This is a genomic window from Mycobacterium paraterrae, from assembly GCF_022430545.2.
GTDB lineage: Bacteria > Actinomycetota > Actinomycetes > Mycobacteriales > Mycobacteriaceae > Mycobacterium > Mycobacterium paraterrae.
Map to the genome: position 1 here is coordinate 4,539,425 of NZ_CP092488.2, position 25,005 is coordinate 4,564,429.

At 64.9% G+C, this 25,005-nt stretch carries 27 protein-coding genes; 17 read left to right on the forward strand and 10 right to left on the reverse strand.

Going from position 1 to position 25,005, the window contains the following annotated elements; all coding sequences use genetic code 11:
• The first annotated feature begins 82 nt into the window (after window positions 1–82).
• Genes MKK62_RS21920 through MKK62_RS21935 form a run of 4 tightly spaced genes read left to right on the forward strand, consistent with a single transcriptional unit; the run spans window position 83 to window position 2,451 of the window.
• Complete coding sequence (locus tag MKK62_RS21920; RefSeq protein ID WP_240263735.1) at window positions 83–787, forward strand: hypothetical protein; 705 nt, start codon at window positions 83–85, stop codon at window positions 785–787.
• Window positions 784–1,560 carry a hypothetical protein gene (locus MKK62_RS21925; RefSeq protein WP_240263734.1) on the forward strand — a complete coding sequence of 259 codons (777 nt, stop codon included), beginning with the start codon at window positions 784–786 and terminating at the stop codon, window positions 1,558–1,560. The genes MKK62_RS21920 and MKK62_RS21925 overlap by 4 nt, the downstream gene beginning before the upstream one ends.
• On the forward strand, window positions 1,557–2,168 hold the full coding sequence (locus MKK62_RS21930) for a cytochrome c oxidase subunit 3 family protein (RefSeq protein WP_240263733.1): 612 nt from the start codon (window positions 1,557–1,559) through the stop codon (window positions 2,166–2,168). The genes MKK62_RS21925 and MKK62_RS21930 overlap by 4 nt, the downstream gene beginning before the upstream one ends.
• Before the next feature lie 4 nt (window positions 2,169–2,172).
• On the forward strand, window positions 2,173–2,451 hold the full coding sequence (locus MKK62_RS21935) for a cytochrome C oxidase subunit IV family protein (RefSeq protein WP_240263732.1): 279 nt from the start codon (window positions 2,173–2,175) through the stop codon (window positions 2,449–2,451).
• A 7-nt stretch (window positions 2,452–2,458) separates the two neighbouring features.
• Here MKK62_RS21935 and MKK62_RS21940 read toward each other — a convergent pair whose 3' ends face one another.
• A complete protein-coding gene (locus tag MKK62_RS21940) occupies window positions 2,459–3,526 on the reverse strand; it encodes a phosphotransferase (RefSeq protein ID WP_240263731.1) in 1,068 nt (355 codons plus the stop codon).
• Between the two features lie 121 nt (window positions 3,527–3,647).
• Here MKK62_RS21940 and MKK62_RS21945 point away from each other — a divergent pair, with 121 nt between their 5' ends.
• Window positions 3,648–4,640, forward strand: coding sequence for an LLM class flavin-dependent oxidoreductase (locus tag MKK62_RS21945; RefSeq protein ID WP_240263730.1), 993 nt, complete (start codon window positions 3,648–3,650; stop codon window positions 4,638–4,640).
• A 226-nt stretch (window positions 4,641–4,866) separates the two neighbouring features.
• Window positions 4,867–6,432: an FAD-dependent monooxygenase gene (locus tag MKK62_RS21950; RefSeq protein WP_240263729.1), complete on the forward strand. Its 1,566-nt coding sequence runs from the start codon at window positions 4,867–4,869 to the stop codon at window positions 6,430–6,432.
• 13 nt (window positions 6,433–6,445) lie between these two features.
• Here the strand turns inward: MKK62_RS21950 and MKK62_RS21955 are convergent, their stop codons facing one another.
• The 4 genes from MKK62_RS21955 to MKK62_RS21970 form a co-directional block, all read right to left on the reverse strand.
• Window positions 6,446–7,609 carry an LLM class flavin-dependent oxidoreductase gene (locus MKK62_RS21955; RefSeq protein WP_240263728.1) on the reverse strand — a complete coding sequence of 388 codons (1,164 nt, stop codon included), beginning with the start codon at window positions 7,607–7,609 and terminating at the stop codon, window positions 6,446–6,448.
• A 114-nt stretch (window positions 7,610–7,723) separates the two neighbouring features.
• The gene (locus MKK62_RS21960; RefSeq protein WP_240263727.1) at window positions 7,724–8,113 is read right to left on the reverse strand and encodes a hypothetical protein; all 390 of its coding nucleotides are present in this window, start codon (window positions 8,111–8,113) and stop codon (window positions 7,724–7,726) included.
• An 80-nt stretch (window positions 8,114–8,193) separates the two neighbouring features.
• Complete coding sequence (locus MKK62_RS21965; RefSeq protein ID WP_240263998.1) at window positions 8,194–8,883, reverse strand: Rv0518 family GDSL lipase; 690 nt, start codon at window positions 8,881–8,883, stop codon at window positions 8,194–8,196.
• Between the two features lie 227 nt (window positions 8,884–9,110).
• On the reverse strand, window positions 9,111–10,367 hold the full coding sequence (locus MKK62_RS21970) for an acyltransferase family protein (RefSeq protein ID WP_240263726.1): 1,257 nt from the start codon (window positions 10,365–10,367) through the stop codon (window positions 9,111–9,113).
• A 303-nt stretch (window positions 10,368–10,670) separates the two neighbouring features.
• Here MKK62_RS21970 and MKK62_RS21975 point away from each other — a divergent pair, with 303 nt between their 5' ends.
• From MKK62_RS21975 to MKK62_RS21990, 4 genes are all read left to right on the forward strand, one after another.
• Entirely contained in the window at window positions 10,671–11,300 is a 630-nt protein-coding gene (locus MKK62_RS21975) for a nitroreductase family protein (protein ID WP_240263725.1), read from the forward strand.
• 166 nt (window positions 11,301–11,466) lie between these two features.
• The gene (locus MKK62_RS21980) at window positions 11,467–11,922 is read left to right on the forward strand and encodes an STAS domain-containing protein (RefSeq protein WP_240263724.1); all 456 of its coding nucleotides are present in this window, start codon (window positions 11,467–11,469) and stop codon (window positions 11,920–11,922) included.
• 106 nt (window positions 11,923–12,028) lie between these two features.
• Window positions 12,029–12,520, forward strand: coding sequence for an Rv1352/Rv1906c domain-containing protein (locus MKK62_RS21985; protein ID WP_240263997.1), 492 nt, complete (start codon window positions 12,029–12,031; stop codon window positions 12,518–12,520).
• Window positions 12,521–12,540: 20 nt separating this feature from the next.
• Entirely contained in the window at window positions 12,541–13,218 is a 678-nt protein-coding gene (locus MKK62_RS21990) for an alpha/beta hydrolase family protein (RefSeq protein ID WP_240263723.1), read from the forward strand.
• Here the strand turns inward: MKK62_RS21990 and MKK62_RS21995 are convergent.
• Window positions 13,162–14,433, reverse strand: coding sequence for an esterase/lipase family protein (locus MKK62_RS21995; protein WP_240263722.1), 1,272 nt, complete (start codon window positions 14,431–14,433; stop codon window positions 13,162–13,164). The two genes, MKK62_RS21990 and MKK62_RS21995, sit on opposite strands and share 57 nt — an antisense overlap.
• Window positions 14,434–14,620: 187 nt before the next feature.
• Here MKK62_RS21995 and MKK62_RS22000 point away from each other — a divergent pair, with 187 nt between their 5' ends.
• From MKK62_RS22000 to MKK62_RS22020, 5 genes are all read left to right on the forward strand, one after another.
• On the forward strand, window positions 14,621–15,838 hold the full coding sequence (locus tag MKK62_RS22000; RefSeq protein WP_240263721.1) for an acyl-CoA dehydrogenase family protein: 1,218 nt from the start codon (window positions 14,621–14,623) through the stop codon (window positions 15,836–15,838).
• Window positions 15,839–15,988: 150 nt separating this feature from the next.
• Window positions 15,989–16,903 carry an alpha/beta fold hydrolase gene (locus MKK62_RS22005; protein ID WP_240263720.1) on the forward strand — a complete coding sequence of 305 codons (915 nt, stop codon included), beginning with the start codon at window positions 15,989–15,991 and terminating at the stop codon, window positions 16,901–16,903.
• A gap of 105 nt (window positions 16,904–17,008) precedes the next feature.
• Window positions 17,009–18,223 carry an MFS transporter gene (locus MKK62_RS22010; RefSeq protein WP_240263996.1) on the forward strand — a complete coding sequence of 405 codons (1,215 nt, stop codon included), beginning with the start codon at window positions 17,009–17,011 and terminating at the stop codon, window positions 18,221–18,223.
• 10 nt (window positions 18,224–18,233) lie between these two features.
• Window positions 18,234–18,839, forward strand: coding sequence for a hypothetical protein (locus MKK62_RS22015; RefSeq protein ID WP_240263719.1), 606 nt, complete (start codon window positions 18,234–18,236; stop codon window positions 18,837–18,839).
• Window positions 18,836–19,429 (forward strand): hypothetical protein, encoded by a 594-nt coding sequence (locus MKK62_RS22020; protein WP_240263718.1) that lies wholly within the window; start codon window positions 18,836–18,838, stop codon window positions 19,427–19,429. Before MKK62_RS22015 ends, MKK62_RS22020 begins: the two co-directional genes overlap by 4 nt.
• Before the next feature lie 242 nt (window positions 19,430–19,671).
• Here MKK62_RS22020 and MKK62_RS22025 read toward each other — a convergent pair whose 3' ends face one another.
• The 3 genes from MKK62_RS22025 to MKK62_RS22035 are packed head-to-tail and all read right to left on the reverse strand — an operon-like array spanning window position 19,672 to window position 22,789.
• Window positions 19,672–21,183: a hypothetical protein gene (locus tag MKK62_RS22025; protein ID WP_240263717.1), complete on the reverse strand. Its 1,512-nt coding sequence runs from the start codon at window positions 21,181–21,183 to the stop codon at window positions 19,672–19,674.
• 9 nt (window positions 21,184–21,192) lie between these two features.
• Window positions 21,193–22,470, reverse strand: coding sequence for a competence/damage-inducible protein A (locus MKK62_RS22030; protein ID WP_491562395.1), 1,278 nt, complete (start codon window positions 22,468–22,470; stop codon window positions 21,193–21,195).
• A gap of 10 nt (window positions 22,471–22,480) precedes the next feature.
• A complete protein-coding gene (locus tag MKK62_RS22035; RefSeq protein WP_240263716.1) occupies window positions 22,481–22,789 on the reverse strand; it encodes an MTH1187 family thiamine-binding protein in 309 nt (102 codons plus the stop codon).
• A gap of 53 nt (window positions 22,790–22,842) precedes the next feature.
• Here MKK62_RS22035 and dtd point away from each other — a divergent pair, with 53 nt between their 5' ends.
• Together dtd and MKK62_RS22045 are read left to right on the forward strand one after the other, a co-directional pair.
• A complete protein-coding gene (dtd, locus tag MKK62_RS22040; protein WP_240263715.1) occupies window positions 22,843–23,274 on the forward strand; it encodes a D-aminoacyl-tRNA deacylase in 432 nt (143 codons plus the stop codon).
• A 12-nt stretch (window positions 23,275–23,286) separates the two neighbouring features.
• A complete protein-coding gene (locus MKK62_RS22045; RefSeq protein WP_240263714.1) occupies window positions 23,287–24,195 on the forward strand; it encodes a class I SAM-dependent methyltransferase in 909 nt (302 codons plus the stop codon).
• 34 nt (window positions 24,196–24,229) lie between these two features.
• Here the strand turns inward: MKK62_RS22045 and MKK62_RS22050 are convergent, their stop codons facing one another.
• Window positions 24,230–24,967 (reverse strand): glucose 1-dehydrogenase, encoded by a 738-nt coding sequence (locus MKK62_RS22050; protein ID WP_240263713.1) that lies wholly within the window; start codon window positions 24,965–24,967, stop codon window positions 24,230–24,232.
• Between the last annotated feature and the right edge of the window lie 38 nt (window positions 24,968–25,005).

Genomic DNA, 25,005 nt, shown 5'->3' on the forward strand with positions numbered 1-25,005 from the left:
CTAGATGTGGGATGTCAATTTTCTCGGGGACGTCGCGCCAGCGGAGCGAGTCGCTCCCATCGGTGAGACATGGACGGGATGTATGAATACCAAGGGTCAACGCATCCTGTTGTGGACAGCGCCGCCCGCGGTGGCGCTGTTCGTGCTTGCCTACTTCGCGTTCCCGGTGTTTTCTCCGCCCTTGTCGCCGACCTTGACACCCGATCAGGTCGCCGCGTTCTTCCGGGGCAACGTGACCGGAATCCTCGGTGTGGCGATTCTGTGCAACCTCATCGCGTGTTCGCTCGTGCCACTGTTCGCGGTCACCGCCGTGCAGATGTCCCGAATGTCGACGTCGAGTCCCGTGCTGACCTACGCCTACCTCATCTGTGTCGGCGTCGGGACGACGGCGTTCATCCTTGCCGACTATTGCTGGGGCATGGCCGCTTTCCGGCCCGAGCGCGACCCACAGCTGACCAGTCTGCTCAACGACATGGCATGGTTTTTCTTCGTCGCGCCGGTCGGCACGATCATGGTGCAGAACTTGTGCTTTGCCTTGAGTGTCTACCTCGACGAGCGACCCACGCCGATCTTTCCCCGATGGGTCGCCCACTTCAACGTGGCGACCGTCGCGCTGTTGGCACCCAGCGCGTTCTCCATCCTCTGCAAGACCGGTCCCCTCGCGTGGAACGGCGCCTTGTCGTTCACCTTGCGGCTGAGCACTTTTGCGGTCTACATCGTGGTGATGTTCGCTGCACTTCGTCGGGCCGTCAGATATCAAGGTGACGAGCGGGTGGCCCTCGCATGAGCCAGAGCATGGCAGCGGCCCACGGGCTCCCGGCCGTCCGTGCTCGGCGGACGAAGTCCTGGCGTAACACTCGCAAAATAGACCAATGGATCGCGTTCTGGAGTGTGCCGTGCTTTTTCAGCCTGTTCGGTCTGGTGTTCGTGCCGCTGAGTTGGATGATGCCGCCGCGGTCACCCAGCAGTCCCGCACCGCGGATCGTCGAATTCATGCATTCGCACAATCTGCTGATCGCGTGCGTGATCCTCACGATGGCGTACGGCCTGGCTCCCGTGTCGAACGCGTGTTATCTAGTGCAGGTCAATCGGATGTCGGTGAGCCCGGCGTTCCGCTACTCGATGATGATCGGTGCGACCACGGGCGCGATCGTCGGCATGCTCTTCCCGATGTTCTGTTTCGGACTGGGCGCGTTTCGGCCGGGATACAGCGCCGCGATATTGACGATGCTCTATGACTTCGGCTACCTGGCCTTCATCGGCTCCCTGGGCTGCTTTTGCGTCATGTGGATGGCCTTCGGGTTGGCCATCATTCTCGACGATAATCACATCCTGCCAAAGTGGTTGGGCTACTACACCGTTTGGCAATACGTCACTGAGCTGATGGCCGCCCCGGTCTGGATCGCCAAGTCGGGCCCTTTCGCGTGGGACGGCGTGATGACTTTCTGGTTCGCGATGATCCTGTATGTCCCGTGGCAGATCATCGTCTACGTCTGCATCTTCGCTGCGATCAAGAACCAACCTGAAACCGACCTCGACAATGCAGCGGCCAGCACATGACAGACGTCGCGGAGGATTCCGCCGCCGGAGTCGACGACTCACAACCGGATGCGGACACTGCCGGTCGTGTTCCCGGCGAATCGAGTATGTGGTTCTTCGTCATCGGAGATCTGCTGATCTTCGCGGTCTACTTCGTCGGCTACATGTACTTCCGTGGCCGCCAACAAGAACTGTTCCTGCACAGTCAGGCTCGGCTCAACGTCGACATCGGCGCTGTGAATACCGTGCTGCTGCTGACGAGTTCGTTGTTCGTCGCATTGGGCACCGCGGCGGCTCGCGCCGGAGACTCGGGTCGAGCCTTGCGGGGCTGGGTCATCGCCCTCGTTTTCGGCGCGGCTTTCCCGCTGGTCAAGCTGTTCGAATGGATTCCCGAGATCGGCGCCGGTCTGACGCCGGGACACAATCTCTTCTTCATGTATTACTACGTGATGACCGGCATGCATCTCTGCCACGTCGTGCTCGGGCTGATCATCATGTGCTTCGTGATTCGTGCCCTGAAAACATCTGCGAAACCCCGCATTTCGTTCGTCGAGACCGGTGCCAGTTATTGGCACATGGTCGACGTGTTGTGGCTGGTCCTGTTCGCCCTGCTGTATTTGATGAGGTAGATCTTTGACATCGCTGGTCCGCAATCCACTGACGATCGTATGGGCGTTTCTCACGACGGTCACCGTCGCGTCGTCGTTCATCTCCCTCGGCGGCGGGGCCGCCCACCGGATCAACACGACTGTCACGACCGCGGTCCTGCTGATTGCCGCTGTCAAGGCACAGTTGGTGATTCGGCATTTCATGGAAGTACGTCGCGCGCCTCGCTGGCTCCAGCTCACCACCACCGGATGGGTGGTCGCGCTGTTAGCTTTGCTGCTGGGCTTCTACTTCGCCGCCCTGTAACGGCGCGTCAGCAATCGATATTCTGCGCCAACTGCCAGGCCGTGTCGGCCATGCTGCGATAGCGCTTACGATATTCGTCGGTACCGGCCCGTGCATCGGCGGCGTTACCGTCGACGCCGCGGCGCCATACCCCGGCCGTGATCGATGCCAGCCGGAACATCGAGAAGACCACGAACACGTCCAGCGACTCGGGAAGCTGCCTGCCGGCGTGCGCGCAGTAACTGTTCAGGAACGACTGCTGATCGGGAAGTCCAGTGCCAGTGAGGTCTTCACCGAGTACTCCGCTCCTGCCGTCCGGCCCACCCGGCACGTGATAGGTCACGCAGAAGTAGCCGAGATCGGCCAATGAGTTGCCGATCGTGGAGAGCTCCCAGTCCAGCACCGCCACCACCCGCGGCTGGGTGGGGTGCAACACAACATTGCCCAGTCGGTAGTCGCCGTGCGCAATGCACGGGTGCTCGTCGTCGTGCGGCACATGGTCCGGCAGCCACCTCGCCAGCAGGTCCATCGCCGGCATCTCCTCCATGCGCGCGGCCTCCCACTGGCGGGTCCACAGTGCCACCTGGCGCTGCATGTAGCCGTCCGGACGGCCGAAGTTCTCGAGTCCCACGGCGCGCCAGGCCACCCGGTGCAGCGCTGCGAGTACCCGGGCCAGGTCCTCGTACACTGCGGCGCGGTGTTCCGGGGTCTCCTCGCGCATGACCCGGTCGGGGTACACCCGGCCGCGGACGTGGTCCATCACGAAAAACGTTGTGCCGAGTACTGATTCGTCGTTGCATAGCAATCGCATTCGCGGTACGGGAACGTCGCTGTCGGCAAGCGCGGCCATCACACGGTGCTCACGCTCGACTTCGTGAGCCCGTGGTAGAAGCTTGCCGGGCGGCTTCTTGCGCAGCACGTATTCGCCGTTCGCGGTCTGCAGATGGAAGGTGGGATTGCTCTGGCCACCCTGGAACTGTCGAACCTCCAACTGACCGTCGAACCCTGGCAACCGGCCGCGTAGGTATCGGCGCAGCGCGTCCTCGTCGAAGCGATGCGCGGGCAGTACGGGTACCAGCTCCGCCAGCCCTGCCATCGTCGGCCCCCTGTCGTCGACTGCCTCTGGCGCAGACCCTACCGAGGAGTGCGAAGTGACGGCCCATTTCGTTTACCACCGACGAAGCTCTGGGGAGGCTTGCCTCGGTTAGGGTCCGGTGATGGACATCTCGTGTGCATTCGCCACCTCCTCGGACACCCCGGCGCATGTGGAGCTGGCCGAGTCGCTCGGTTATCGGCGGGCGTGGCTCTACGACTCTCCCGCCCTGTATCCCGACGTCTGGATGATTCTTGCCCGCTGCGCCGAGCGCACCTCACGGATAGGCCTGGGACCCGGCGTGCTCGTTCCGAGTCTGCGCCACCCGATGGTCAATGCCGCCGCGATCGCCGAACTCGCCGATCAGGCACCGGGTCGCGTGGCGGTAGCGGTCGGTTCCGGTTTCACCGGTCGATTCTCGTTGGGCAAGCGGCCATTGCCGTGGCGGCAGGTCGCAGACTACGTCCGTTGCCTGAAAGCTCTGCTGGCCGGAGAGACCGTCGAGTGGGACGGCGCACGGATCAGGATGATGCAACCCTACGGGTACGGGGCCGAACGTCCGATCGCCGTGCCGATCCTGATCGGAGCCGACGGACCCAAGGGCTTGGCGGTAGCGGCCGAACTGGGCGATGGCGTGTTCTCTGCCACCGTGCCGCAACCCGACGCGGTGAACGCCGTGGACTGGCGGGCGCTGTTGTGCTTCGGGACGGTGCTCGACGCGGACGAAGAGCTGACGTCGCCCCGGGTGATCGACGCTGCCGGTCCCGGGACGGTGGTGATTTATCACGCCGTCTACGAGCGCGGTGGCGCCGCTGCCGTGGACGGGCTTCCGGGCGGGCGGGGATGGCGGGAGTCGGTCGAGCAACATCCCGAGAATGAGCGACATCTCGCCATCCACGAAGGGCACTTGGTCAAGGCCAATGCACGCGACGAGCCCTACGTCTCCGAGCTCATCCCAATGGCGAGCGCCGCGGCGCTGACCGGGACCACCGATCAGGTGGGCGACTGGATACGCGGCCTCCGCGCCGCCGGGGTCACCGAAGTGGCTTACCAACCAGCGGGATCCGACATCGAACGCGAACTCCGCGCCTTCGCATCCGCCACCGGTATCGGGTAGCGAGGCGCTTACCGCGTAGCGGTGATCGCCACAGTAGTCGTCACGGCGTTGATGCTGCCCTATTCTTGTTGGGCGCCATTGTATTTCACGCGAGGGCGCCAGACCGTGCTGGTGAGACAGCACCCGCGGTGATCGACCTGGGCTTGGCTGTCACGACCGCCATCTTGCGGCTCGGCTGAATCAAGAAGCTTGGCATACCCGATGGCGGATCAGTAAGCTGGCCTAAATGTATGACGTCGTTATTGCCGGGGCCGGCCCGAATGGCTTGATGCTGGCCAATGAGCTCGGTTTGTCCGGTATCCGGCCGATCGTGCTCGAACCGTCGCCGGTGCCCAACCCGCAACGGCGCGCCAATGGCGTTACCGGCCAAGCGGTTCGGCTGCTCGACCATCGCGGTCTCTACGCCGCAATATCCGGTACGGCCGATCCCCCGGCGCCTTCTTCGTGGGTGATGTTCGCCGCGATGACATTGGATCTGACGGGCGTGCCAGACCCTCAGCACTTCATGGTGCTTGTGCAACAACCTCGGCTGGTCCAGTTACTCGCCGAGCGAGTCCGCGACCAAGGCATCGATATCCGCTGGGGCCACCGGCTGTCCGGGTTCGAGCAGGACGGCGACAGCGTCGTCGTGCGCGTTGACGGGCCGGACGGTTCCTATGAGCTAACCGCGCAGTATCTCGTCGGCGCCGACGGTGGTACCAGTCAGACCCGCAAGCTTGCCGGGATCGAGTTTCCAGGAATGACGTCGCACGACGCGGTAGCCCGGATGGCATTCGGCGTCGCGCCGCCGGCCGACTGGGTGGACCCGGTCACCGGCACGTTGAACATCCCGGGACGTGAACCGCTGCCGGCCACGCTGTTCCACCGCGCCGAGCGTGGCGTGTTCGCCTGCCGTCGACTCGGCGACCGAGCCATCGTGCTCACGATGGAATTGGATCCATCGGCTCACGAGGAGCGGCTCGACGGCCACGACGAGGCCTACAACGAACACCCGGTCAGCCTGGATGAACTCGAAATGAGCCTGAAACGTGTTGCCGGAGTCCATATCCCATTGACGCCGGTGTCGCCGGATGCACCACTTGACCTACGGCGCTTCCACGGCATCAATTCGCGGATTGCCGAGCACTACCGATCCGGCCGGGTGTTTCTGGTCGGCGACGCGGCTCATGTCCACTCCCCGATGGGTGGACCCGGTCTCAACCTCGGCCTACAGGACGCGGTGAATTTAGGCTGGAAGCTGGCAGCCGTCATCCGCGGCGGCGCGGAGCCAACACTGCTCGACACCTATCAGACTGAGCGCCGCCCCGCCGCCGAGCGAGTCATTATGCATAGCCGTGCCCAATTGGCGCTGGTGCGCCCGGGCACAGAGATCACGGCGCTACGCGCAATGTTCGCAGAACTTCTCGACGACCCGAACAACGCGAAGCGGATCAGTGACCTGCTGTCCGGCAACGACAACCGCTACGAGCTCGGGGCGCATCCGTTGGCCGGGCATTGGGTGCCCGATTTCTCCGTGGAGAGCGACGGCTCGAGGACAAGGATAGCCGAGCTGGCGCGTAGCGGCCGCCCGCTGCTGATCGACCTCACCGAGCAGGCTTGCATAGCCGACGCGAATATTGCTGCGGCAGAACGGGTGACGGTTGTCTCCGGCCGCGCGGTCGGTGACGTCGCGGCCACCGCGCTGCTGATACGTCCCGACGCTTACGTGGCCTGGGCGTCGTCCGAGCCGCAGCCCGATACCGACGAACTCCGCCCTATCCTTCGGGACTGGTTCGGGGTCAACTTCGGCTGATGCCGAAACCCCGCTATTTCGAGGCGATTTCGTCCTGATACTTCTTGGTCATGTGAGCGACGGCATCATTCTGCGACTGTGCGAGGCCTTCGCGCACCTCGCTGGCGCGGGTGGCGGCGTCCAACGTCGGCTGCGCCTGACCTTGAAAATGCGGCATCACTTCGGCGGCAAACAGTTCCGCCGATCGCTTCGTGGCCGCCGGATTCGCCCACTCGTGGCCCATTTGTAGCATGCAGCCGAAGCCACCCGACTGGTCCCACATCCGCTGAACCTGCTCGCGGGCCTGCTCGGGCGTCCCGATCACGCCGGCGCCGTTGCCGTTGATCACATCGATCATCTCGTCGATCTGCTCGCCAGGCATAGTCATCTGCGGGAATGCGGCAACCTTCTGGAAATACCGAAACCACGGCGCGAGCCCGAATTTGACGTCCGCGCGGGCTTGTTGCTCGGTTTCCGCGACGTGGAACGGGCTGACCAAAGTCCAGTTGCGACGATCGACCGTTGTGCCGAACGCCGCCGCGCGCTCTTCGACAATGTCCCAGTGGTACTGAAGGGCATTGAAGCCGTCGATGGTCAGCGTCGCACCGATGGACAGCAAGCCGATGCCGTGCTTGCCGGCAAGTCGCGCGCCGGTCGGCGAAGCAACCGCGGCCACCGCCAGCGGCACACCCCCGTCGGAGTACGCGGCGAGTTGCAAGCGTGCGTCGTGCAATTCGTGCGTAGGCGTCTTCGCCGACACTGTCTCGCCGCGCAACAGTCGGACGACGATGTCGAGGTTGGTCTCCAGTAGTTCTCGCGTGTCGGTAGGCGTCAACCCGATCATCGAAGAGTCGCTGGGCAGCGAACCGGGACCCACGCCGCCGATCACCCTGCCGTGAGTGAGGTGGTCGAGCATTATCAACCGGTCGGCTACCCAGAGCGGATTGTGATAGGCGAGCGAGATGACGCCGGTGCAGAGCTTGATCCATTTGGTCCGCTCCGCCGCGGCAGCGATGAAGATCTCCGGCGAGGCGATGATCTCGCTGCCCGCCGAATGATGCTCCCCGATCCACGCCTCGTCGAAGCCGAGCGCGTCGAGGTGCTCGACGAATTCAAGGTCCCGCTGCATGGCCAGCGTGGGATTAGTTCCGGCGCGGTGGAACGGCGCGATGAAATACCCAAACCTGAGCTTGGCCATGAGCGGTCCCCTAGCGGTCGAGTTGTCCCGACCCTAATCCCGTTCGGGCATCGGGAGGAGGGAGTTGACGCCTCGATTTTCACCAAGGATGTCCGGTAGTTTCCCGGCGGGCGATTAGGGGATGTGGATGTTCGGGCCACCGGGGATGCTGCCCCCGCCGCCGCCGGGTCCGCCGCCGCCGCAGCCCACTCCGGGCACGCAGCCGCCTCCGCCGCCGGGCCCGCCGCCACCGCTCGGGCCACCCGGTACACCGCCGCCACCGCCGCCGGGCCCGCCGCCACCGGTGGGGCCGCCGGGGACACTGCCGCCACCGCCGTTGGGTCCTCCACCACCGGAACCGGCACCGGGGCCGCCCGGCGCCGGCGAGACACTGGACGACGGCGTGGTCGTCGTGGTCGTCGTCGTGCTGCTGGGGCCACCTTTGTCATGGCTGCCGCAACCCACGGCCAAGGCCATCAATGCGGCGCCACAAGACAGTGTCATCGCCGTGCGAACAGATTTCATCTGTGATCTCCACTTCCGACTCGTGCACCCCGTCGTACCCGCGACGGGCGACCGCGAAACGGCTCGGCTCGCGGGCGAAGTCAGCGCCGTGACAGCTGCGCGTGGATCAGTGGAGCGATCTTCTCCGCCATGTAGGCGTGTCCGGCATCGTTGGGATGTACCCCGTCGGGACCGATCAGTTCGGGCCGCCCCACGAACCAACCGTCGCTGATCGGATCGATGAATGTTGCTCCGAGCTCCCGAGCTTGGCCACTGAGAATGTCGCGGATATAAAGCACGTCCGCCGGCGGGTCGGAATCCGTCCACGGCGGGCCGATGACGAGCAACTTTGCCGATGGAGCGATCCGCCGGGCCAGATCCAGCGTGTCGTGCGCCATCGCCGTCATCTGCGCGGGGTCGACGCCATGGTCGTTGCGTGAGCCGAAGAACACCACCAGCGCATCGTCAGGGTGCACTGCGCGATTCGTCAGATCCAGGAACACGCTGCCATGGTCACCACGGACCGCGTAGCCGGCCCTGCCCTCCGAGGCGACCTCGGGGGCGACCTGAACGCCTTGGCGCGCAAGCGTCAGCCAGGCACGATTGGTCCACGCGTTGGCTCCCCAACCTCCTTCGTCGGTGCCGGTCGTGTACGAGTCGCCGATCACCGCGACATGCTCGATGGGCGTTCCACGGGCGACGGTCTTGACCGACCGCGACGCCGCGGGACCGTGGGTGACCGCTCCGACGGCAACCGCGGCCGCGACCACAGCTGCGGCCACTCGGCTCACCGTTACCTGCACTGTGCACCACCTCGGCCGCGTCGGTTGTCTGGGTCAGCGGCATCGCTGAAGTTACGACGAACTGCGCCGTCGACACAGGTGGCGCGCAACGGGTCAGCCAACGCTGGCAAGGCCCCCACCGTGTCGACGAACGCGAGGCACAGAAGGCCTCGCGCCTAAGGGATCGTACTTGATCAAACTCGGCGCGCAGTATCACTCGCGTCACCGCGCCACGTTCAGCCCGCGCGCGCGGAAACGGATTTCGGCCGTCCGTCGTGGGATCCGTCGATCGCTTGCAACTTGCCGCCAGAGCCATGGGGTGCGGCATCGGTGTCCACTATCGGCCGCCCATCGCCGACCATTCGCCGCATCCACAGCCGGGCCGGTTCCTCGACGGCGTGATACAGCCCGGCCGCGGCGAGCAACGTCACCGCGAGCACGGCGGATAAAAGTAGTTTTCCGTCCTTGCCCGACATGGTCAGGTCAAACTGTTGCGCCGTCCATATCCAACAGGTGTGCACCAACTCGTGCACCATGTACAGACAGAATGAAATCTGGCCGCCGTAGACCGCGGGCCGGGTCGACAACAGTGCGGGCAGGCTGCCCGTGCCGATCGCCAGCGTCAGCACCAACGGCACGAACAAGATGTCGACCAGACCGCCGGTGTCGGAGACGCCGTGGAGCGGATGCGCGTCGGACCAGTACAGGAAGCCTGCTATACCGGCGATCATCATCACCGAGGAGTAGCCCGCGGCGCGCCGGCCACGATCAGTGAGCCGCAGACGACTGACCGCGGCGGCGACCAGCGCCCCGGCGGTGAACTGCATGACGATGCGCGGCAGCCAGCTCCAGGGGGTATAGAACTGACCGGTCACCAGCAGCGACATCACCGGAGGCAGCGAGGCCGCGACGGCCAACCAGACCAGGTTTCGGGCCCGGGTCGCCCGGGCCATCCGGAAGATGACGAGCACGAGAAGGCCGAACAACAGGTACGCCAGCCACTCGGCGCTGATCGACCACGCCGGGCCGTCCCAGCTGGAGTTGTCGAAGAACGGCTGAAACCACAGCTGCGTCAATAGAACCTGACGCACATAGCTGATTGCAGTGAACCGGTAGATCTCCTGAGAAGGTATGTGGCCGACGTGCAGCGTGAAGATGACCCACAGCGCGGCCAGGTGCAGCGTGACCAGGTACACCGGCCACACCCTGGCCAGCCGGAGCCATAGAAAATGCAGAGTCGCGCGGGTCGACCACGCGCGCCCCATTCGATCGAGGTAGTTCCACGTCAGCACGAACCCGCTGAGGATGAAGAACAGGTCGACACCTTGCGCTCCGCAGTTGAGCACCGGCGTCAGCGCGTCGAGAAATCCCGGAACGGCGTCGCGAAGCAGCGGGCGGAAATGAAACAGGACCACCCACACCGCAGCGACGATGCGAAGTCCCGTGAGGGCCTTGATGTCTCCGCTGCGCACAGCATCTCTCCGTGTGGCCATCGGCGGCTGATCACCGTGGCGCATCGTTATAGGTAACGGCGTTGGCAGGGTATCAGTGCGTCAAGGCGATAGCGAGCCGCCGACCCGGTGTGCCACCGAACGATTACCGGGCGGGCCGATCGGGCTGATCCGAGACGTGCGTCCCAACGGTGTCATCGGCACCGACACAGCAGGCGAAGAGCGACGAATCTTGGTTCGAGCCAACGAATTAGCCGTTGAAGGGCGCCAACGTCCCTGGGTGTCAACGCGCCGCCCTACGGATAACCTGGACATCGAAGATGCCCATCTGGTTGGCTCGCATGCGTGGACATCGCGTCGGTTGACGAGCTCCTGACCACCACGCGCTCGGTTCGCCGACGTCTCGACCTGGTCCGGCCGGTCGGTCGAGACGTGATCATGGAGTGCCTGCAGATCGCCATGCAGGCTCCCACTGCGAGCAACGCACAGGACTGGCGCTGGCTGGTGATCACAGACCCCGGTAAGCGCGCCGCGATCGCGAAGATCTATCGCAGCATCGGCGAGCAATACCTGCCGCGCATGGCGGCCTCGGAGTCCGACCCACAGACCAGACGCGTGTTGCGCAGCGCGCTCACCCTTACCGACACGCTGGCCGATGTACCCGTGCACGTCATCCCTTGCCTGCAACGCCGGTTCGACGGCAACGACCCGGTGGTCGCGTCGTCGGCGTGGGCCTCGATCATTCCGGCCGGCTGGAGCTTCATGCTCGCGCTACGGTCGCGAGGACTTGGATCAGTCTGGACCACAATGCATTTGGCCAAAGAGCGGGAGGTGGCCGAACTGCTGGGGATTCCCGACACTGTCACACAGGCGGCGCTGTTCCCAGTGGCTTACACGATCGGCACCGACTTCAAACCGGCCGCACGTCCGCCGGCGGAGACCATCACGTACTGGGACGGCTGGGCACAGAGCTGATGCGCGCGCCCGAACTATGTTGCGGGCAAGTGAAATTGTTTCTTACCGAAGTATTAAACGCTGGAACAGGTGACCTTAGAGTAGGCAATTAGCGTCTCAAACAGATCGGGATCATCGCCGAGCCCGGTTTTGCAGTAGCAGTGTTTGGGGAATGGGGAGCGCGAAAATGGACGACTCGATCAAGTCGGCAGCCTACGCGGCGCCGCGCCACGCTCGTCTTCCTTTCGATTGCAACGGCGCACTCGTGCGGGCTCAGTGCCGACACCTGGCCACGGTGGTGACTATCACCGGCTCCATCGATGCGAGCAACGTGGATCAGGTCATCCAATACGCCGAACGTTTCAACTTGCCGGACAAGCCTTTTGTGCTCGACCTGAGCGGCCTTGACACTTTCGGTGGGCAAGCTGTGCGGCTGCTGTACGCCGTCGACGAAGCGTGTGCTGCGGCGGGCCTGGACTGGGCGCTCATCCCGAGCCAGGCTGTGAGCCTCACGCTGCTGGTCACGCGCGGCGATATCAACTTCCCGACCGCCACGACAGTGCACGAGGCATTGCAGTTCTTCGCCGACGCCACCACTGCCCGGCGTCGTCTTCTGCTGCCGCTCTTCACCAAATCCGCCTAGTCGGTCAGTCGCGCTTCGGCGTCCATCTCGCGAAGTCCGTATGCTGCTATTCGTGACATCCAAGTCAACCTTCGCCGTCGCGTCGGCGCTCACGGCGCTGGGCTGGATGGCGTCAGTCGGTCCCGCAGCGGCCGATCCCACACCGGCGCCGCCTCCCCCGGCACCTGCCGCGCCAGCACCGCCGCCGGGCCATGGCCCGGCACCCGCGCCGGCTAAGACCACCATCGACAAAGACGGCGTCTACAACGTCGGAACGGACATCGTTCCGGGTGTGTACACCTCGGCTGGCCCAATCGGCAGCGGTGTCTGCTATTGGAAGCGTCTAGGCGATGACACCACACAGCCCCTCGACAATGCGATGAGCAAGAAGCCGCAGATCGTGCGGATTGAGCCGACCGACAAGACCTTCAAGACGGATGGCTGTCAGGCCTGGCAGAAAAACGACGCCGCGGTCCCTGACCCCGGTAAATCACCGGAGCAGGCCAGTCTGGGACTCGGTATTCTCAACTCGCTGATTGGCGGTGGCGGCGCGTCCGCGCCCGCCGCGCCACCGGCTCCCGCGCCGGCGCCGCCTCCCGCACCGGCGCCGCCCAAATAATCACCGAGCCGCCACGCCGTATGCAGACCGTCGAATACGCCGCCGGTCGTTCGGCCGACGTGTTCGGTGATCCAACCCAACCAATGGTTCTGCTATGGCACGGCCAACAGGCCGATGCGCGCTCCTCGGTTCGGTCGCTCGCCGAACTCATCGCGCGCCACGGTCTGGCCGTCGTCGCCCCGGACTGGAACTCCGCGAACGCCGATGGCGGACGCGCCGACCTGCTGGCCTCGGTGGAATTCACCCGGTCGCATGCCGACGACGCCGACCATGTCGTGCTGGTCGGGTGGTCGATGGGCGGGCTGGCGGCAGCCGGTTTGACCATCCAGGCGCACCAGCACGGTGTCGCCTTCTCGCATACCGTCTGTCTAGCCGGCGCGTTCATGGTCGCCGATCCGATCTCCCGCGAGCGCCCGGCTGAGCAACTCCACGACGCGGCCGACCCGACGCCGTTCACGTTGCTTCACGGAGTTGACGACCGGGTGATACCGCTGTCGGTAGCGCATGAATTCGCCGCGGCACTGCAGCAACACCATTGGCCCGCCCGGGTCCTCGAGCTTCCAGCCGACCACGGGTCGATTGCCGGCGCGGCGTACGACCCGGCGGCCGGGCGCTATTACGCCGCCACGGATGAGCGGTCGCTAGCGGTCGCCGCTGACGTCGCGGCCCTGATCGCCGACGCCGCACGGCAGCGTTGACGGAGACAACCAATCGCGGAGTTTGGCGTAGACCAGCGGGTGGTTCAACAGATCGAAGTGATTGAGCCCGGTCAGGGTCAGACCAAGCTCGGGTTGAAACGGGATGCGTCGCGACTTGCCAAGGCCCGCAGCGCTGTTGGACCTTACCAAGTGGTCGCCGGCGATCATTCCGAGCAACGACGGCGCCACCGTGGACGACACGAAGTGATAGGTGGCATGTGGCAGAAACGGCGCCTCGTGGCAACGGTCGCGAAGGAATTCGTCGGGGTCGGCATCGAGCCAGTCCTCATCGAGGCACGCCCCGTAGCGCAAATCCTTCACCCCATCGCTACGAGCATTCAAAAAGGCTGCGATCGCTTGAGTTTCGGGCAACTTGGCCAGTAGCCACGACGCGACGTTGACGCCCTTCTCCAAATCTGCGCCCAGATGCGGCGAACCCAGGCACACCACCTTGCTGACCTTCGCGGTCCAGGCATGCTCCTCATCGGCGCCGTAGTGGCACGCGCTGCGCACGACCAGTCCGCCCATCGAGTGGCCCACCAGCACCAGTTCGGCGACCGGAATCGGCCATCTGTCATGTAGCAGCTCGAGGACATCGGCCAAGGTGCGGCCGTTGACGGAGATGTGCAGTCCGGTGTTGTAGCGCAACAGAATTGGGCTGTAACCCAGGTCCTCGCGCAGACGCTCGCCGTAGCTGCGGGTGTCGTCGGCGTCGCGGGCGCGCCGCGACCAAGCCTGCTCGTTCATGCACCATCCGTGCACGAAGACCACCACCCGACCGGTGGCGTCTGGGTAGGCTGCGGTCAACGCGTCGGTGGTCAGCGCCACCGACTTACCGCCGGATCGGATCACCATGGCGCCGGCGAGCGGATTCTCGAGGTCGCTCAGCTCGTCGCCGTAGATCCCGTTCACCGCGGCGATGGCGGCGCCGACGGAGTCCGAACGCGATTCCAGCGCCTCATCGGTTTCGTCGCCCCAGATCTCTGCGGCGACAACGCCCGCCGCACGGGTAACCCCGCGCAGGCCATGGTCGACCCCGGTGTAGACCGCCCGGGAAATGCCATCGTGAATCGTCCGGGTCGGAGTCGCCGACGGACCGATCGAGTTGAACACCCGACCGGCGATGCCCGCGTGCATACCTCGCACGAGGTTGGTCAGCACCGTCGTCGCCTCCCCCGCCAGATCGCCGACGGCACAGATGTCGCTGCGCTGCATTGTCCCCCTTACGCCTCGACGGTGGTCACGATGGCTGAACAGCTTCATCGCTGCCCGGACCCCTCGTCTGGGATCCCTCTGAGCTGCCGGTTTGTCCATTCAGTATACAAACGTTTACTGTATGCGCCAGTGGCCGAACCCGACGGGTGCCACCTGACTGCGGGCACGACGCCTGATAGGAGCCGTTATGGACGCGACCTTTTCGCTGGAGCTGTCGGACGAAGTGGTGCAGGTCCGTGACTGGGTGCACGAGTTTGCCGACACGGTGATCCGCCCGGCGGCAGCCGAATGGGACGAGCGCGAAGAGACGCCGTGGCCCATCATTCAGGAGGCAGCCAAGGTCGGGCTGTACACGCCGGACCTGTTCGCACAGATGGCGGGTGAAGCCAGCGGGCTCGGCATGCCCACCGTCTTCGAGGAGATGTTCTGGGGCGACGCAGGGATCGCTCTGTCCATCATGGCCACCGGCCTGGCCGCGGCCGCCCTTGCCGCGAACGGCACGCCGCAACAGATCGGCGAGTGGCTGCCGCAGATGTTCGGTAGTCCTGGCGATCCTCAGTTGGCCGCGTTCTGCTCGTCAGAGCCCGGCGCCGGTTCAGACGTCGGCGCCGTGCGCACCCGGGCCAAATACGACGAAGCCACCGACGAGTGGGTGCTCAACGGAACCAAGACCTGGGCGACCAACGGCGGTATCGCCAACGTCCACGTTGTGGTGGCATCCGTAGAGCCCGAGTTGGGCACCCGCGGGCAGGCGACGTTCATCGTGCCGCCCGGCACCAAGGGGCTGTCACAAGGACAGAAGTTCAAGAAACATGGCATTCGGGCCTCGCACACGGCCGAAGTGGTGCTCGACGACGTCCGGCTCCCCGGCGAGCTGATCCTCGGCGGCCGCGAGAAGTTCGAGAGCCGCATCGCGCGAATCAAAGAGGGACACCGGACTTCGAGCCAGGCCGCGATGATGACGTTCGAACGGACGCGGCCGACAGTGGGCGCGATGGCGCTCGGCATTGCCCGGGCGGCCTACGAATACGCCCTCGAATACTCGGGTCAGCGAGAGCAGTTCGGCCGCAAGATCGCCGAATTCCAAGCTGTCGCTTTTAAATTGGCCGACATGAAAAGCCGCATTGACGCCTCCCGGATGCTGGTCTGGCGCGCCAGTTGGATGCAACGCAACAACAAGCCGTTCACCTCGGCCGAGGGTTCGATGGCGAAGCTGTATGCCAGCGAGACCGCGGTGTACGTGACCGACGAGGCGATCCAGATTCTCGGCGGCAACGGGTACACCCGCGACTACCCCGTCGAACGGATGCACCGCGACGCGAAGATCTTCACCATCTTCGAGGGCACCAGCGAGATTCAGCGGCTGGTAATCGGTCGGGCAATTACCGGGCTGTCGATCAGGTAATCGAAATAGCTTGCATAGCTTGCTCCCGGCCAGCGAGATCCGCAGTGATCTGTGCAGCGTGCACCACCGATGGCCATCGTCGCGTCAAAACAGGCCGCGCAGTTGCCGAACCTGGATCGCGCCGGGGTCGGTCCATGTAACACTGCCGTAATGGCATATTCGATTGCGCGCCCCAAGCTGGAGGGCAATATCGCGGTCAGCGAAGACCGGCAACTGGGTTTCGCCGAATTCGGCGATCCGCAGGGGCGCCCGATTTTCTGGTTGCACGGCACCCCGGGCGCGCGCCGCCAGATCCCTGCGGAAGCCCGGGATTACGCCGAGCAAAACCACATCCGGCTGATCGGGATTGACAGACCGGGCATCGGCTCTTCGACTCCCTATCAGTACGAGAACGTCCTTGCCTTCGCCGACGACTTGCGCACCGTCGCTGACACGCTTGGCATCGACAAGATGGTCGTCATCGGACTGTCCGGGGGCGGGCCTTACACGCTGGCATGCGCGGCCGCGATGCCCGAGCGGGTCATCGCCGTCGGGGTGCTCGGCGGGGTCGCCCCCACGGTCGGTTCCGAGGCGATTAGCGGCGGACTGATGGCCCTCGGCAGTTTCGTTGCGCCGCTGTTGAAGGTCGCCGGCCTCCCGATCCGACTGGCCGCCGTCGGGCTGATCCGTCTGATCAAGCCAGTCGCCGAGCCGGCCCTGTACCTCTACGCCGGAGTCTCCCCCGAGGGTGATCGCAGGCTGCTGGTGCGTCCGGAATTCAAGGCGATGTTCCTCGACGACCTGCTCAACGGAGCACGGAAGCAACTGGCCGCGCCCTTCGCCGACATCATCGTCTTCGCGAAGGATTGGGGTTTCACGCTCGACACAGTCAAAATCCCAGTCCGGTGGTGGCACGGCGACAAGGACCACATCGTCCCGTTCGCCCACGGGCAACACGTCGTCAGCCGACTGCCCGACGCGGAGCTCTACACGCTCCCGGGCGAGAGCCATCTCGCCGGCCTGGGTTTCGCCGAGGAGATCCTTCGCACGATGGTCGAGCTTTGGGACAGCATCGAAAACACGTGAATTCTTGTTCGGCGCACCACGCCATCGCACGCCGTGTGATAAACGGATCGGGTGCCCGCGAATCCGACGCTGACCAAGGACCAACGCAACTCGTTCATCGCCGCGATGCTGGGCTGGACGATGGATGCCTTCGACTACTTTCTCGTGGTGCTGGTGTACGCCGACATCGCGAAGACGTTTCACCACACCAAAGCTGAAGTCGCGTTTCTGACCACTGCCACCTTGCTCATGCGTCCGGTCGGCGCTCTGCTCTTCGGCTTGTGGGCTGACCGGGTCGGCCGGCGGCTGCCGTTGATGGTGGACGTGGTGTTCTACTCGGTGGTCGGATTCCTGTGCGCGTTCGCCCCGAACTTCACGGTGCTGGTCGTGCTGCGTCTGCTGTATGGCATCGGGATGGGCGGTGAATGGGGGCTGGGTGCGGCGCTGGCGATGGAGAAGGTCCCCGTCGAACGACGAGGATTCTTCTCCGGGCTGCTCCAAGAGGGGTACGCGTTCGGCTACCTGCTCGCCACGGTGGCGTCGCTGCTGGTGATCGATCAACTCGGACTGTCCTGGCGCTGGCTGTTCGGGTTGAGCATCATCCCGGCACTGATCAGCCTGATCATTCGCTACCGGGTGCAGGAATCCGAAGTCTGGGAAGCCGAGCAGGATCGAATGAAGTTGACTCGCACAAGGATTGGCGATGTCTTGCGTGACGGCGCGGTTATCCGTCGATTCATCTACCTGGTGTTGTTGATGGCGGCCTTCAACTGGATGAGTCACGGCACCCAGGACGTCTATCCGACCTTCCTGTCGGCCACTCACGATGGTGGCGCCGCGCTGTCGCACGCGAGCGCGAAGTGGATCGTGTTGATCTACAACATCGGCGCCATAGCCGGCGGGTTGATCTTCGGCTCCCTGTCGCAGCGGTTCGGCCGCCGATACACCGTGGTGTTCTGCGCCCTGCTCGGACTGCCGATCGTGCCGCTGTTCGCCTACTCGCACTCCGCCGCGATGCTGTGCCTCGGCTCGTTTCTGATGCAGTTCGCCGTTCAGGGGGCCTGGGGCGTGATTCCCGCGCACTTGACCGAGATGTCACCGGATGCCATCCGCGGCTTCTATCCGGGTGTCACCTACCAGCTGGGAAATCTGTTGGCCGCGTTCAACTTGCCGATCCAGGAACGACTGGCCGAAAGCCACGGGTATCCCTTTGCATTGGCTGTGACGATCGGACCGGTCCTGATCGCGGTCGCCGTACTGACGGCGATCGGCCGCGACGCCACCGGAATCCGCTTCGGCAGCAGCGAAAGTAGCGCTACTGCGCTGGTCGACGACCGATAAGCTCGGCGTTATGTCCGGGGGCGTCAAACGCTTCATTCGCGGTGAGCTGGCTCAGCTGAAGCTCCCGCAGCTGTGGCATCTCGTCGCCGGCGCAATCATCGCCGTCGCCGCGCTGTTCGGCGGCCTGGACAGTGTGGACGCCAAACCGACCGTGTTCACGGTCGGTCAGCCTTACAGCGACGGCGAATTCACCGTCACGGTCAAGAGGGCCCTGTTGCTCGACGAGGTTGTCGCCGGCAAGCACGTGGTCGTTGCGGCAAAACCCGGCTACAGCTATCTCGGCGTGGTGAGTACGGTCCGCAACGACGGGCCGATCCAGGGCAATCTGAGCATGGGCCCGGCCGACGAAGAGTTCGTGCCGCAACAGACTAGGAAGGAGTACGTCGGCGCGTTCCGGATCGCGGACGCGTCGGTCGTCGGTTCCCTGGGACCGAAGATCTCCGACGAACTGCTGTTTCTCTGGAAGGTGCCGACTGGTGAGATCAAGCCGGGTTCCAGTGTGACACTGCGGGTTTGGAAGAAGCAGTTGCAGGAGATGGTTGTCACCTACGGGAAGGCCTGGCTGCCCAGCGACACCAGCTTCGCGCAGATCACCCTGCCGGTGGTGAAGCGATGAGCGAGGTGCGAGCTTGGCTGGCCCGGCGAGCGGCCTTCCCGCTCACGGCCGTGTTGATCACCGCGGCCGCGATGCTGTGGCACCACCTGCCGGTTCCGACTCAGATCTACGCACCATTCGATGTCCACGGGAGCCTGGGCAGTCAGGTGTGTGGGCGTTCACTGGCCGTCACCGTCACCGGCGTGCGCATTGCCCCGAGAGCGAAATTCCCGCTGGGCCCGCACTCAACGTCGACGATGTCCGCGGCGGGCCTGTGGGTGGTGGTCGATGCGACGGTGTCGGCGGTCGAGTCGTCGACGCATGCCGCGGCCGATCTGGTAGTCGGCGCAAACACCTACGAGGTGTCACTGCGTCCCCTGCTGGGCTACGGCGTCCGCATCGACCCGGGCTTGCCGCAACACGGCTACTGGGCTTTCGAGGCGGCGCCCGAGCTGATCCAGCCGTCGCTCGCCAAGCCGTTCCAACTTCGCGTCTGGCCCGGGGGGGAGAACCGGCTCAGCAGCCGGGTCGTCATCGACCTCGACAACCGACCGCCGGAGCGTGCCGACCTGGTCACGGTAAAGCCCTATGTGATCGGTCCGGGCAAATGAAACGACTTTGGGTCCGCAACCTGATCGGAATCGCGGTTGTCACAGCCGCGCTCATCGCTCTGGGTGCGGTCGAGCTCTACCCGGACTGGTCGTCGTATCGACACACCGTGGAGCCAGAGCGGGTCATCGGCCGCGCCGCCAGCGCGTCGATATCCGGTCAGACCTGGCGACTGGGGTCGGTGGCACGGACCGGTACCTTGCCGACAAGACTTTTCGGGCCGTCGATACCGAAGGGTGCGGTATTAACCGTCGTCACTATCGAGCGGTCGGGCGGCCCGTTCTCCGGGCAGTGTGTCGGTTTTCTCACCGACGGGCGGCAACGGTGGCGAGACCAGTCCAGCTCCGGTAACTCGTTCCCGCTCAGCCGCGGTGCCACCGAGTTCTGTAGCGAGCCCGGTCCCTTGCAGTTCAGCTTCCTGCTGCCCAGCGACGCCATCCCCAACGCCATCGACGTCACCGACTCCTCCGACGCCATCCTGCTGCGCATCGTGTTCTAGCGCGGCCTGTTGCGCGCGGACCGCATGCCACCAGCAGTAGCTAAAAGCTGTGGCAATCAATGCGATTCGCAGTGGCATCACGATCAACTGCGATATCAGGTCGATCGTCGGGAGGAAGGACGTCCAAAACAGCCAGTCGTGCGGGCCGACTACCCAGGCCATGCCGCGGACCAGGTATCCGTGATTGTTCGACGGGCCGTAGAAGCTACCGGTCAGCTCGAGCCAGGCGAGTACGAGGTAGGCCAGTACGTACGCGGCGAGCGCAACCGGGCCGCCGTGCAGGATCAGCTTGGCCGAGTCGACGATCGGCTGGTAGCGCCCGGTCTTCGACTTCGCGTAGTCGGAGAATTTGCTCCGCAACGAGGTCGGCATTACCGACCACCGGCGCTGAAAACGGTCCCCGGGCAACACTTTCTCAATGAGGACGGTGCCGCGCTCGCCCACCGTCCGGCGCGCCGCGGTGCGCCAGTCGGCCTGCGTCGAGATCCCGTAGATGATGCCGACCACGGCGAGCCACATCAGCGGCACCCCCGCACCGCCGAACACCGTTTTCACCGCCCACGTAAGGCCGTGCCAGCCGACCTGCAGAGGTTTGACGTGAGAGAACAGCTCGGCACGGGTGCTGGTGAACCACACCACGATTCGACGCTTGGCGAGCCAGCCGGCCGGGTTGACCAAAAACGTGAAGCCGGCAGACAGCGAGTAGCTCAGCACCAGAAAGACCCAAAGCGAGTCGATGTAGATACGGACCGCGGTCAGCCATCTCGGCAGCCGACCGGCGAAGTAGCGCAACGGATATCGGACGATCAGCGCGGCCCCGATGACGAAGAAGGTCGTCTTCGGCACTTGCAGAGCATGGCCTGCCGCGCTGCTGAATACTTCGTCCATCTGGTAATCCAGCGCACGTGCCAGGTAGGCCAGCCAGTCCTCCTTGAACAACTGCCAGGCGAGGTAGATCGCGAAGAATGGCGCGACGATCGAGGAGAACAGCTCGGCGCCGCGAAGCGAGGGCGGGGGCAGATCCGCCAGTTCCGGCAGACCCCGGCGGACGACCAAAAACATTGCCACGTAGGAACCCAGCGTGGCCAGCCCGGCGAACGGCATGATCATCGCAGCCCAAAAAGCGTGGTTGTGCTGCCCGACGTAGGCGGCCCATTCGACCGAGCCCTTGCGTGCCAGCAGGCCCACCAGATAGCAGGCGGCTATCTGCGGCCAGTACCGCCACGCAAGGGTGAACGGCCGAAGCAGATAGGACACCCGGTCATGCTAACGGTGTCCGGAGGCCCCGCTCAGCGCTTGACGAAGCAGGTGCATGGCCACCGTCGTCGAGCGCTCCCGAATGTCGTTGCGATCGCCGGGCAGTCGCAGCGTGCGGGTCGACGGCGGTTGGCCGGCGAGCGCAACGGTGAAGCAGACGGTGCCGACCGGCTTGTCGTCCGTTCCGCCACCCGGTCCCGCGATCCCCGTGATCGCCACGGCGGTGTCGGCTCCGAAACGGTCCAGCGCCCCCGCAGCCATCGCCTCAGCCACGGGCTCGGAGACCGCGCCGTGTTGTTCGATCAACGTTGAATCCACACCGAGCAGTTCGGTTTTCGCATCGTTGGCGTAGACCACTGCCCCGCCGGCGAGATAGGCCGACGAGCCTGGCTGCTCGGTGAGCCGTGCTGCCAGGAGTCCCCCTGTGCACGACTCCGCGGTGGCGATGCGACGACCGGTCAGCAGCGTTGCGATCTGCTGGTCAATCGTGGCGCCGTCTTCGGAGAAGATCTGCTCTCCGTGCCGCTGCCGGAGCAGCTCAGTCAGTTCTCGATACGTGTCCGCGGCGTCGGGTTCGTAGCGGGTGACCATCTCGATCTCACCGCGCCGCAGGCAGGTGGTGATCTCGAGGTCGCTGAATTCGGGCACCTCGCCCTCGGCCTCGCGCAACGTCTCGGCCAGCCCGGATTCCGGCAGGCCGAACATTCGGATGGTGTCTTGCCGGTAGATCGTCCGCCCCGCGAGGGCGTCCTGTACAGCAGGCAGCTGCACGGCCGTTGCCCACATCGGCTGGAGTTCGCGTGGCGGGCCCGGCAGCACGACCACGGTCGGCTTGCCCGGAACAACGACACCTGGTGCGGTCCCGACCGGATCCATCACCACCGCACCGATTGGAACCATGGCCTGCTTGCGGTTGGCGGCGCGTACCGACTCGAAGTCGGCGCCTTCGATGCGCGCCATGAGTCTCTTCAAGATCCCGGCGATCTTGTTCTCCAGCTCGGCGTCCAGCACGAGCTCGCGGCCGCAGAAGCGGGCGACGGTGGCCACCGTCATATCGTCGGCAGTCGGCCCCAGCCCGCCACTGGTGACAATCAGGTCTACACCCTCGTCGGCCAGGAACCGCAACTGCGCCTCGATGTCGGTGGCGCGGTCGCCGCAGATGGTGATGTGGGCAAGCTCGACGCCCAGCTCGAGGAGACGATCGGCGAGGTATGGCCCGTTGCGGTCGGCCACCCGTCCGGTCAATACCTCGGTTCCGGTGACGACGATGCCCGCGCGTGCGCTCACCGCTATGACACTAGGCGGGCAGCGTCAGGTGTCGCTCGACCGACTCGATTTTGCTGGTCATCGCGTCGGTGACGCCGGACCGCCAGTCCGCTTTGATCACGACGCTGACCCGATCGGACCGAGCGGCGACCGCTTCGACGGCTCGTTCGACAACGGCCATCACCTGGCTCCAGCTGTCCCCCTCGATCACGGTGAACATGGCGTCGGTCTTGTTCGGCAGGCCCGACTCTCGGACCACCCGAACCGCCTCGGCGACAAGTTCACCGACCCCTTCACCGACTCCCAGCGGCGTGACCGAGAACGCAACCAATACGGACATTGCGCGAGCCTACCGACGCCGGCCCGACGTTCGCCCATGGCAGCATCGGGGTCATGCGGGTTCTGGTTCAACGCGTCGCGTCGGCCACAGTGTCGGTCGCCGGCCGGGTGGTCGGCTCGATCCGCCCAGCCAGTCAGGGCCTGCTGGCGTTGGTCGGGGTGACGCACGACGACGATCCGGGAAAGGCCCGCCGGCTCGCCGAAAAACTATGGCAATTGCGGATCCTCGACGACGAGCGATCGGCATCCGACATCAACGCGCCGATCCTGGTGGTCAGCCAATTCACGTTGTATGCCGACACCGCCAAGGGACGGCGACCGTCGTGGAACGCCGCGGCGCCGCGGACGCTCGCCGAGCCGCTGGTCGACGAGTTTGTCGACGCGCTGCGCACTTTGGGCGCCGACGTGGGCACCGGCATCTTCGGCGCCGATATGCAGATCGAATTGGTGAACGACGGACCGGTGACGGTGCTGCTGGAGCTGTGACAGGAGGGTGCGATGAGCGACAGGTGGGCGCGGGACCGCGTCGACGACGACACGTGGGACATCGTCAGCAGCGTTGGCTATACCGCGTTGCTGGTTGCCGGATGGCGGGCTTTGCACGCGGCGGGCAGTGACCCATTGGTGCGCGACGACTATGCCCGGCATTTCGTAGCGGCGTCCGGAGACCCGTTTCTGAACAAGGCGCTTGCACATCCGGGAGACGACAGCGCGGCCACCTTCCCCCGGCTGTACGGGGTGCAGACCCGGTATTTCGACGAGTTCTTCACCGCCGCCGCACGGTCGGGCATCCGGCAGGCCGTCATCGTGGCCGCCGGCCTCGACTCGCGCGCCTACCGCCTCGAATGGGCAGACGGCACAACGATATTCGAGATCGATCAGCCCAGGGTGCTGGAATTCAAGGGACGGGTGATGACCGAGCGGTCCGCCGAACCCGCCGCGGAACGGCGCGATGTCGCGGCGGACCTGCGCGGGGACTGGTCGATACCGTTGCGCGCCTCGGGTTTTGACGCGACCGCGCCGAGTGCCTGGTCGGTCGAGGGCATCCTGCCCTACCTCAACGCTGCGGCCCAGGACACCTTATTCGGCCGCATCACCGAACTCTCGGCGCCCGGTAGCCGGCTCGCGATCGGCGCCCTGGGGTCGTGTCTGGATGGGGACCGTCTCGCAGCGCTGGAAGAGCGTCATCCCGGCCTCAACCTGTCGGGCGACGTGGACTTCACCACGCTGACGTATGACGATGCGGCCAAGACCAATCCCGCGCACTGGCTCGCCGAGCACGGCTGGACGGTTGACCCCGTCCGGACCAATCCGGAGTTGCAACGCGAATACGGTCGGACACCGTCTCAGGTCGACCTGGAGCTGGACCAGATCATGCATTCGGAATACATCAGCGCGACCCGTTGACCCGATGCGCCGAATGTAATTTCGCCCCTGCCGATTACATCCGGTGCGGGACGTCGTTGACCAAACCGCCGTCCATGACGAACTCGGCGCCGGTGGCGTACGACGACTCGTCACTGGCCAGGAACACCACGAACGTGGCGACCTCGTCGGAGACGCCGGGGCGACCCAGTGGCACGGTGACCATGTCGTCCGGGAAGTGCTTGGTCATCGGAGTGCGGATGAAGCCGGGGTGGATCGAGTTGACCCGGATGTTCTGCGAAGCGAGCTCGAGCGCCGCGGATTTGGTCAGCCCGCGTACCGCCCACTTCGACGCCACGTAGGGATGCACCATGACCGCGCCACGCAGACCCTCGATCGACGACACATTGATGATCGACCCCCCGCCGGCGGCTTTCATCGGTTCGACCGCGGCCTGAATGCCGTGGAACGTGCCTGTCAGGTTGACGTCGATGACCTTGTTCCACTTGTCGACGTTGAACTGACCGAGCTGACCCAGTGCCACGATTCCGGCGTTGTTGACCAGGACGTTGAGCTTGCCGAAGTCGTTGACCGCCGTGGCCACCGCGGCGTCCCACTCCGTGGGCTGCGTGACGTCGAGGTGGACGTAGCGCGCGGCCTCGCCGATCTCGTCGGCAAGTTTTTTGCCCTCGTCGTCGAGGATGTCGCCGATGACGACTTTGGCGCCCTCGGCGACCAGCGCCCGGGCGTGTGCGGCGCCCATCCCCCGGGCACCGCCGCTGATGACTGCTACTTTTCCGTCCACACGTCCCATGGCGCGTCACGCTACATCAGCCGGATTGACGCGCAGCA

What these genes read in the sequence shown, in the direction of transcription:
- MKK62_RS21920 (WP_240263735.1), top strand. Translation starts at nt 83, where the DNA reads ATGAATACCAAGGGTCAACGCATCCTGTTGTGGACAGCGCCGCCCGCG.
- MKK62_RS21925 (WP_240263734.1), top strand. Translation starts at nt 784, where the DNA reads ATGAGCCAGAGCATGGCAGCGGCCCACGGGCTCCCGGCCGTCCGTGCT.
- MKK62_RS21930 (WP_240263733.1), top strand. Translation starts at nt 1,557, where the DNA reads ATGACAGACGTCGCGGAGGATTCCGCCGCCGGAGTCGACGACTCACAA.
- MKK62_RS21940 (WP_240263731.1), bottom strand. Translation starts at nt 3,526, where the DNA reads ATGGCAGGGCTGGCGGAGCTGGTACCCGTACTGCCCGCGCATCGCTTC.
- MKK62_RS21945 (WP_240263730.1), top strand. Translation starts at nt 3,648, where the DNA reads ATGGACATCTCGTGTGCATTCGCCACCTCCTCGGACACCCCGGCGCAT.
- MKK62_RS21950 (WP_240263729.1), top strand. Translation starts at nt 4,867, where the DNA reads ATGTATGACGTCGTTATTGCCGGGGCCGGCCCGAATGGCTTGATGCTG.
- MKK62_RS21955 (WP_240263728.1), bottom strand. Translation starts at nt 7,609, where the DNA reads ATGGCCAAGCTCAGGTTTGGGTATTTCATCGCGCCGTTCCACCGCGCC.
- MKK62_RS21960 (WP_240263727.1), bottom strand. Translation starts at nt 8,113, where the DNA reads ATGAAATCTGTTCGCACGGCGATGACACTGTCTTGTGGCGCCGCATTG.
- MKK62_RS21970 (WP_240263726.1), bottom strand. Translation starts at nt 10,367, where the DNA reads ATGGCCACACGGAGAGATGCTGTGCGCAGCGGAGACATCAAGGCCCTC.
- MKK62_RS21980 (WP_240263724.1), top strand. Translation starts at nt 11,467, where the DNA reads ATGGACGACTCGATCAAGTCGGCAGCCTACGCGGCGCCGCGCCACGCT.
- MKK62_RS21985 (WP_240263997.1), top strand. Translation starts at nt 12,029, where the DNA reads ATGGCGTCAGTCGGTCCCGCAGCGGCCGATCCCACACCGGCGCCGCCT.
- MKK62_RS21990 (WP_240263723.1), top strand. Translation starts at nt 12,541, where the DNA reads ATGCAGACCGTCGAATACGCCGCCGGTCGTTCGGCCGACGTGTTCGGT.
- MKK62_RS21995 (WP_240263722.1), bottom strand. Translation starts at nt 14,433, where the DNA reads ATGCAGCGCAGCGACATCTGTGCCGTCGGCGATCTGGCGGGGGAGGCG.
- MKK62_RS22000 (WP_240263721.1), top strand. Translation starts at nt 14,621, where the DNA reads ATGGACGCGACCTTTTCGCTGGAGCTGTCGGACGAAGTGGTGCAGGTC.
- MKK62_RS22005 (WP_240263720.1), top strand. Translation starts at nt 15,989, where the DNA reads ATGGCATATTCGATTGCGCGCCCCAAGCTGGAGGGCAATATCGCGGTC.
- MKK62_RS22010 (WP_240263996.1), top strand. Translation starts at nt 17,009, where the DNA reads ATGCTGGGCTGGACGATGGATGCCTTCGACTACTTTCTCGTGGTGCTG.
- MKK62_RS22015 (WP_240263719.1), top strand. Translation starts at nt 18,234, where the DNA reads ATGTCCGGGGGCGTCAAACGCTTCATTCGCGGTGAGCTGGCTCAGCTG.
- MKK62_RS22020 (WP_240263718.1), top strand. Translation starts at nt 18,836, where the DNA reads ATGAGCGAGGTGCGAGCTTGGCTGGCCCGGCGAGCGGCCTTCCCGCTC.
- MKK62_RS22035 (WP_240263716.1), bottom strand. Translation starts at nt 22,789, where the DNA reads ATGTCCGTATTGGTTGCGTTCTCGGTCACGCCGCTGGGAGTCGGTGAA.
- dtd (WP_240263715.1), top strand. Translation starts at nt 22,843, where the DNA reads ATGCGGGTTCTGGTTCAACGCGTCGCGTCGGCCACAGTGTCGGTCGCC.
- MKK62_RS22045 (WP_240263714.1), top strand. Translation starts at nt 23,287, where the DNA reads ATGAGCGACAGGTGGGCGCGGGACCGCGTCGACGACGACACGTGGGAC.
- MKK62_RS22050 (WP_240263713.1), bottom strand. Translation starts at nt 24,967, where the DNA reads ATGGGACGTGTGGACGGAAAAGTAGCAGTCATCAGCGGCGGTGCCCGG.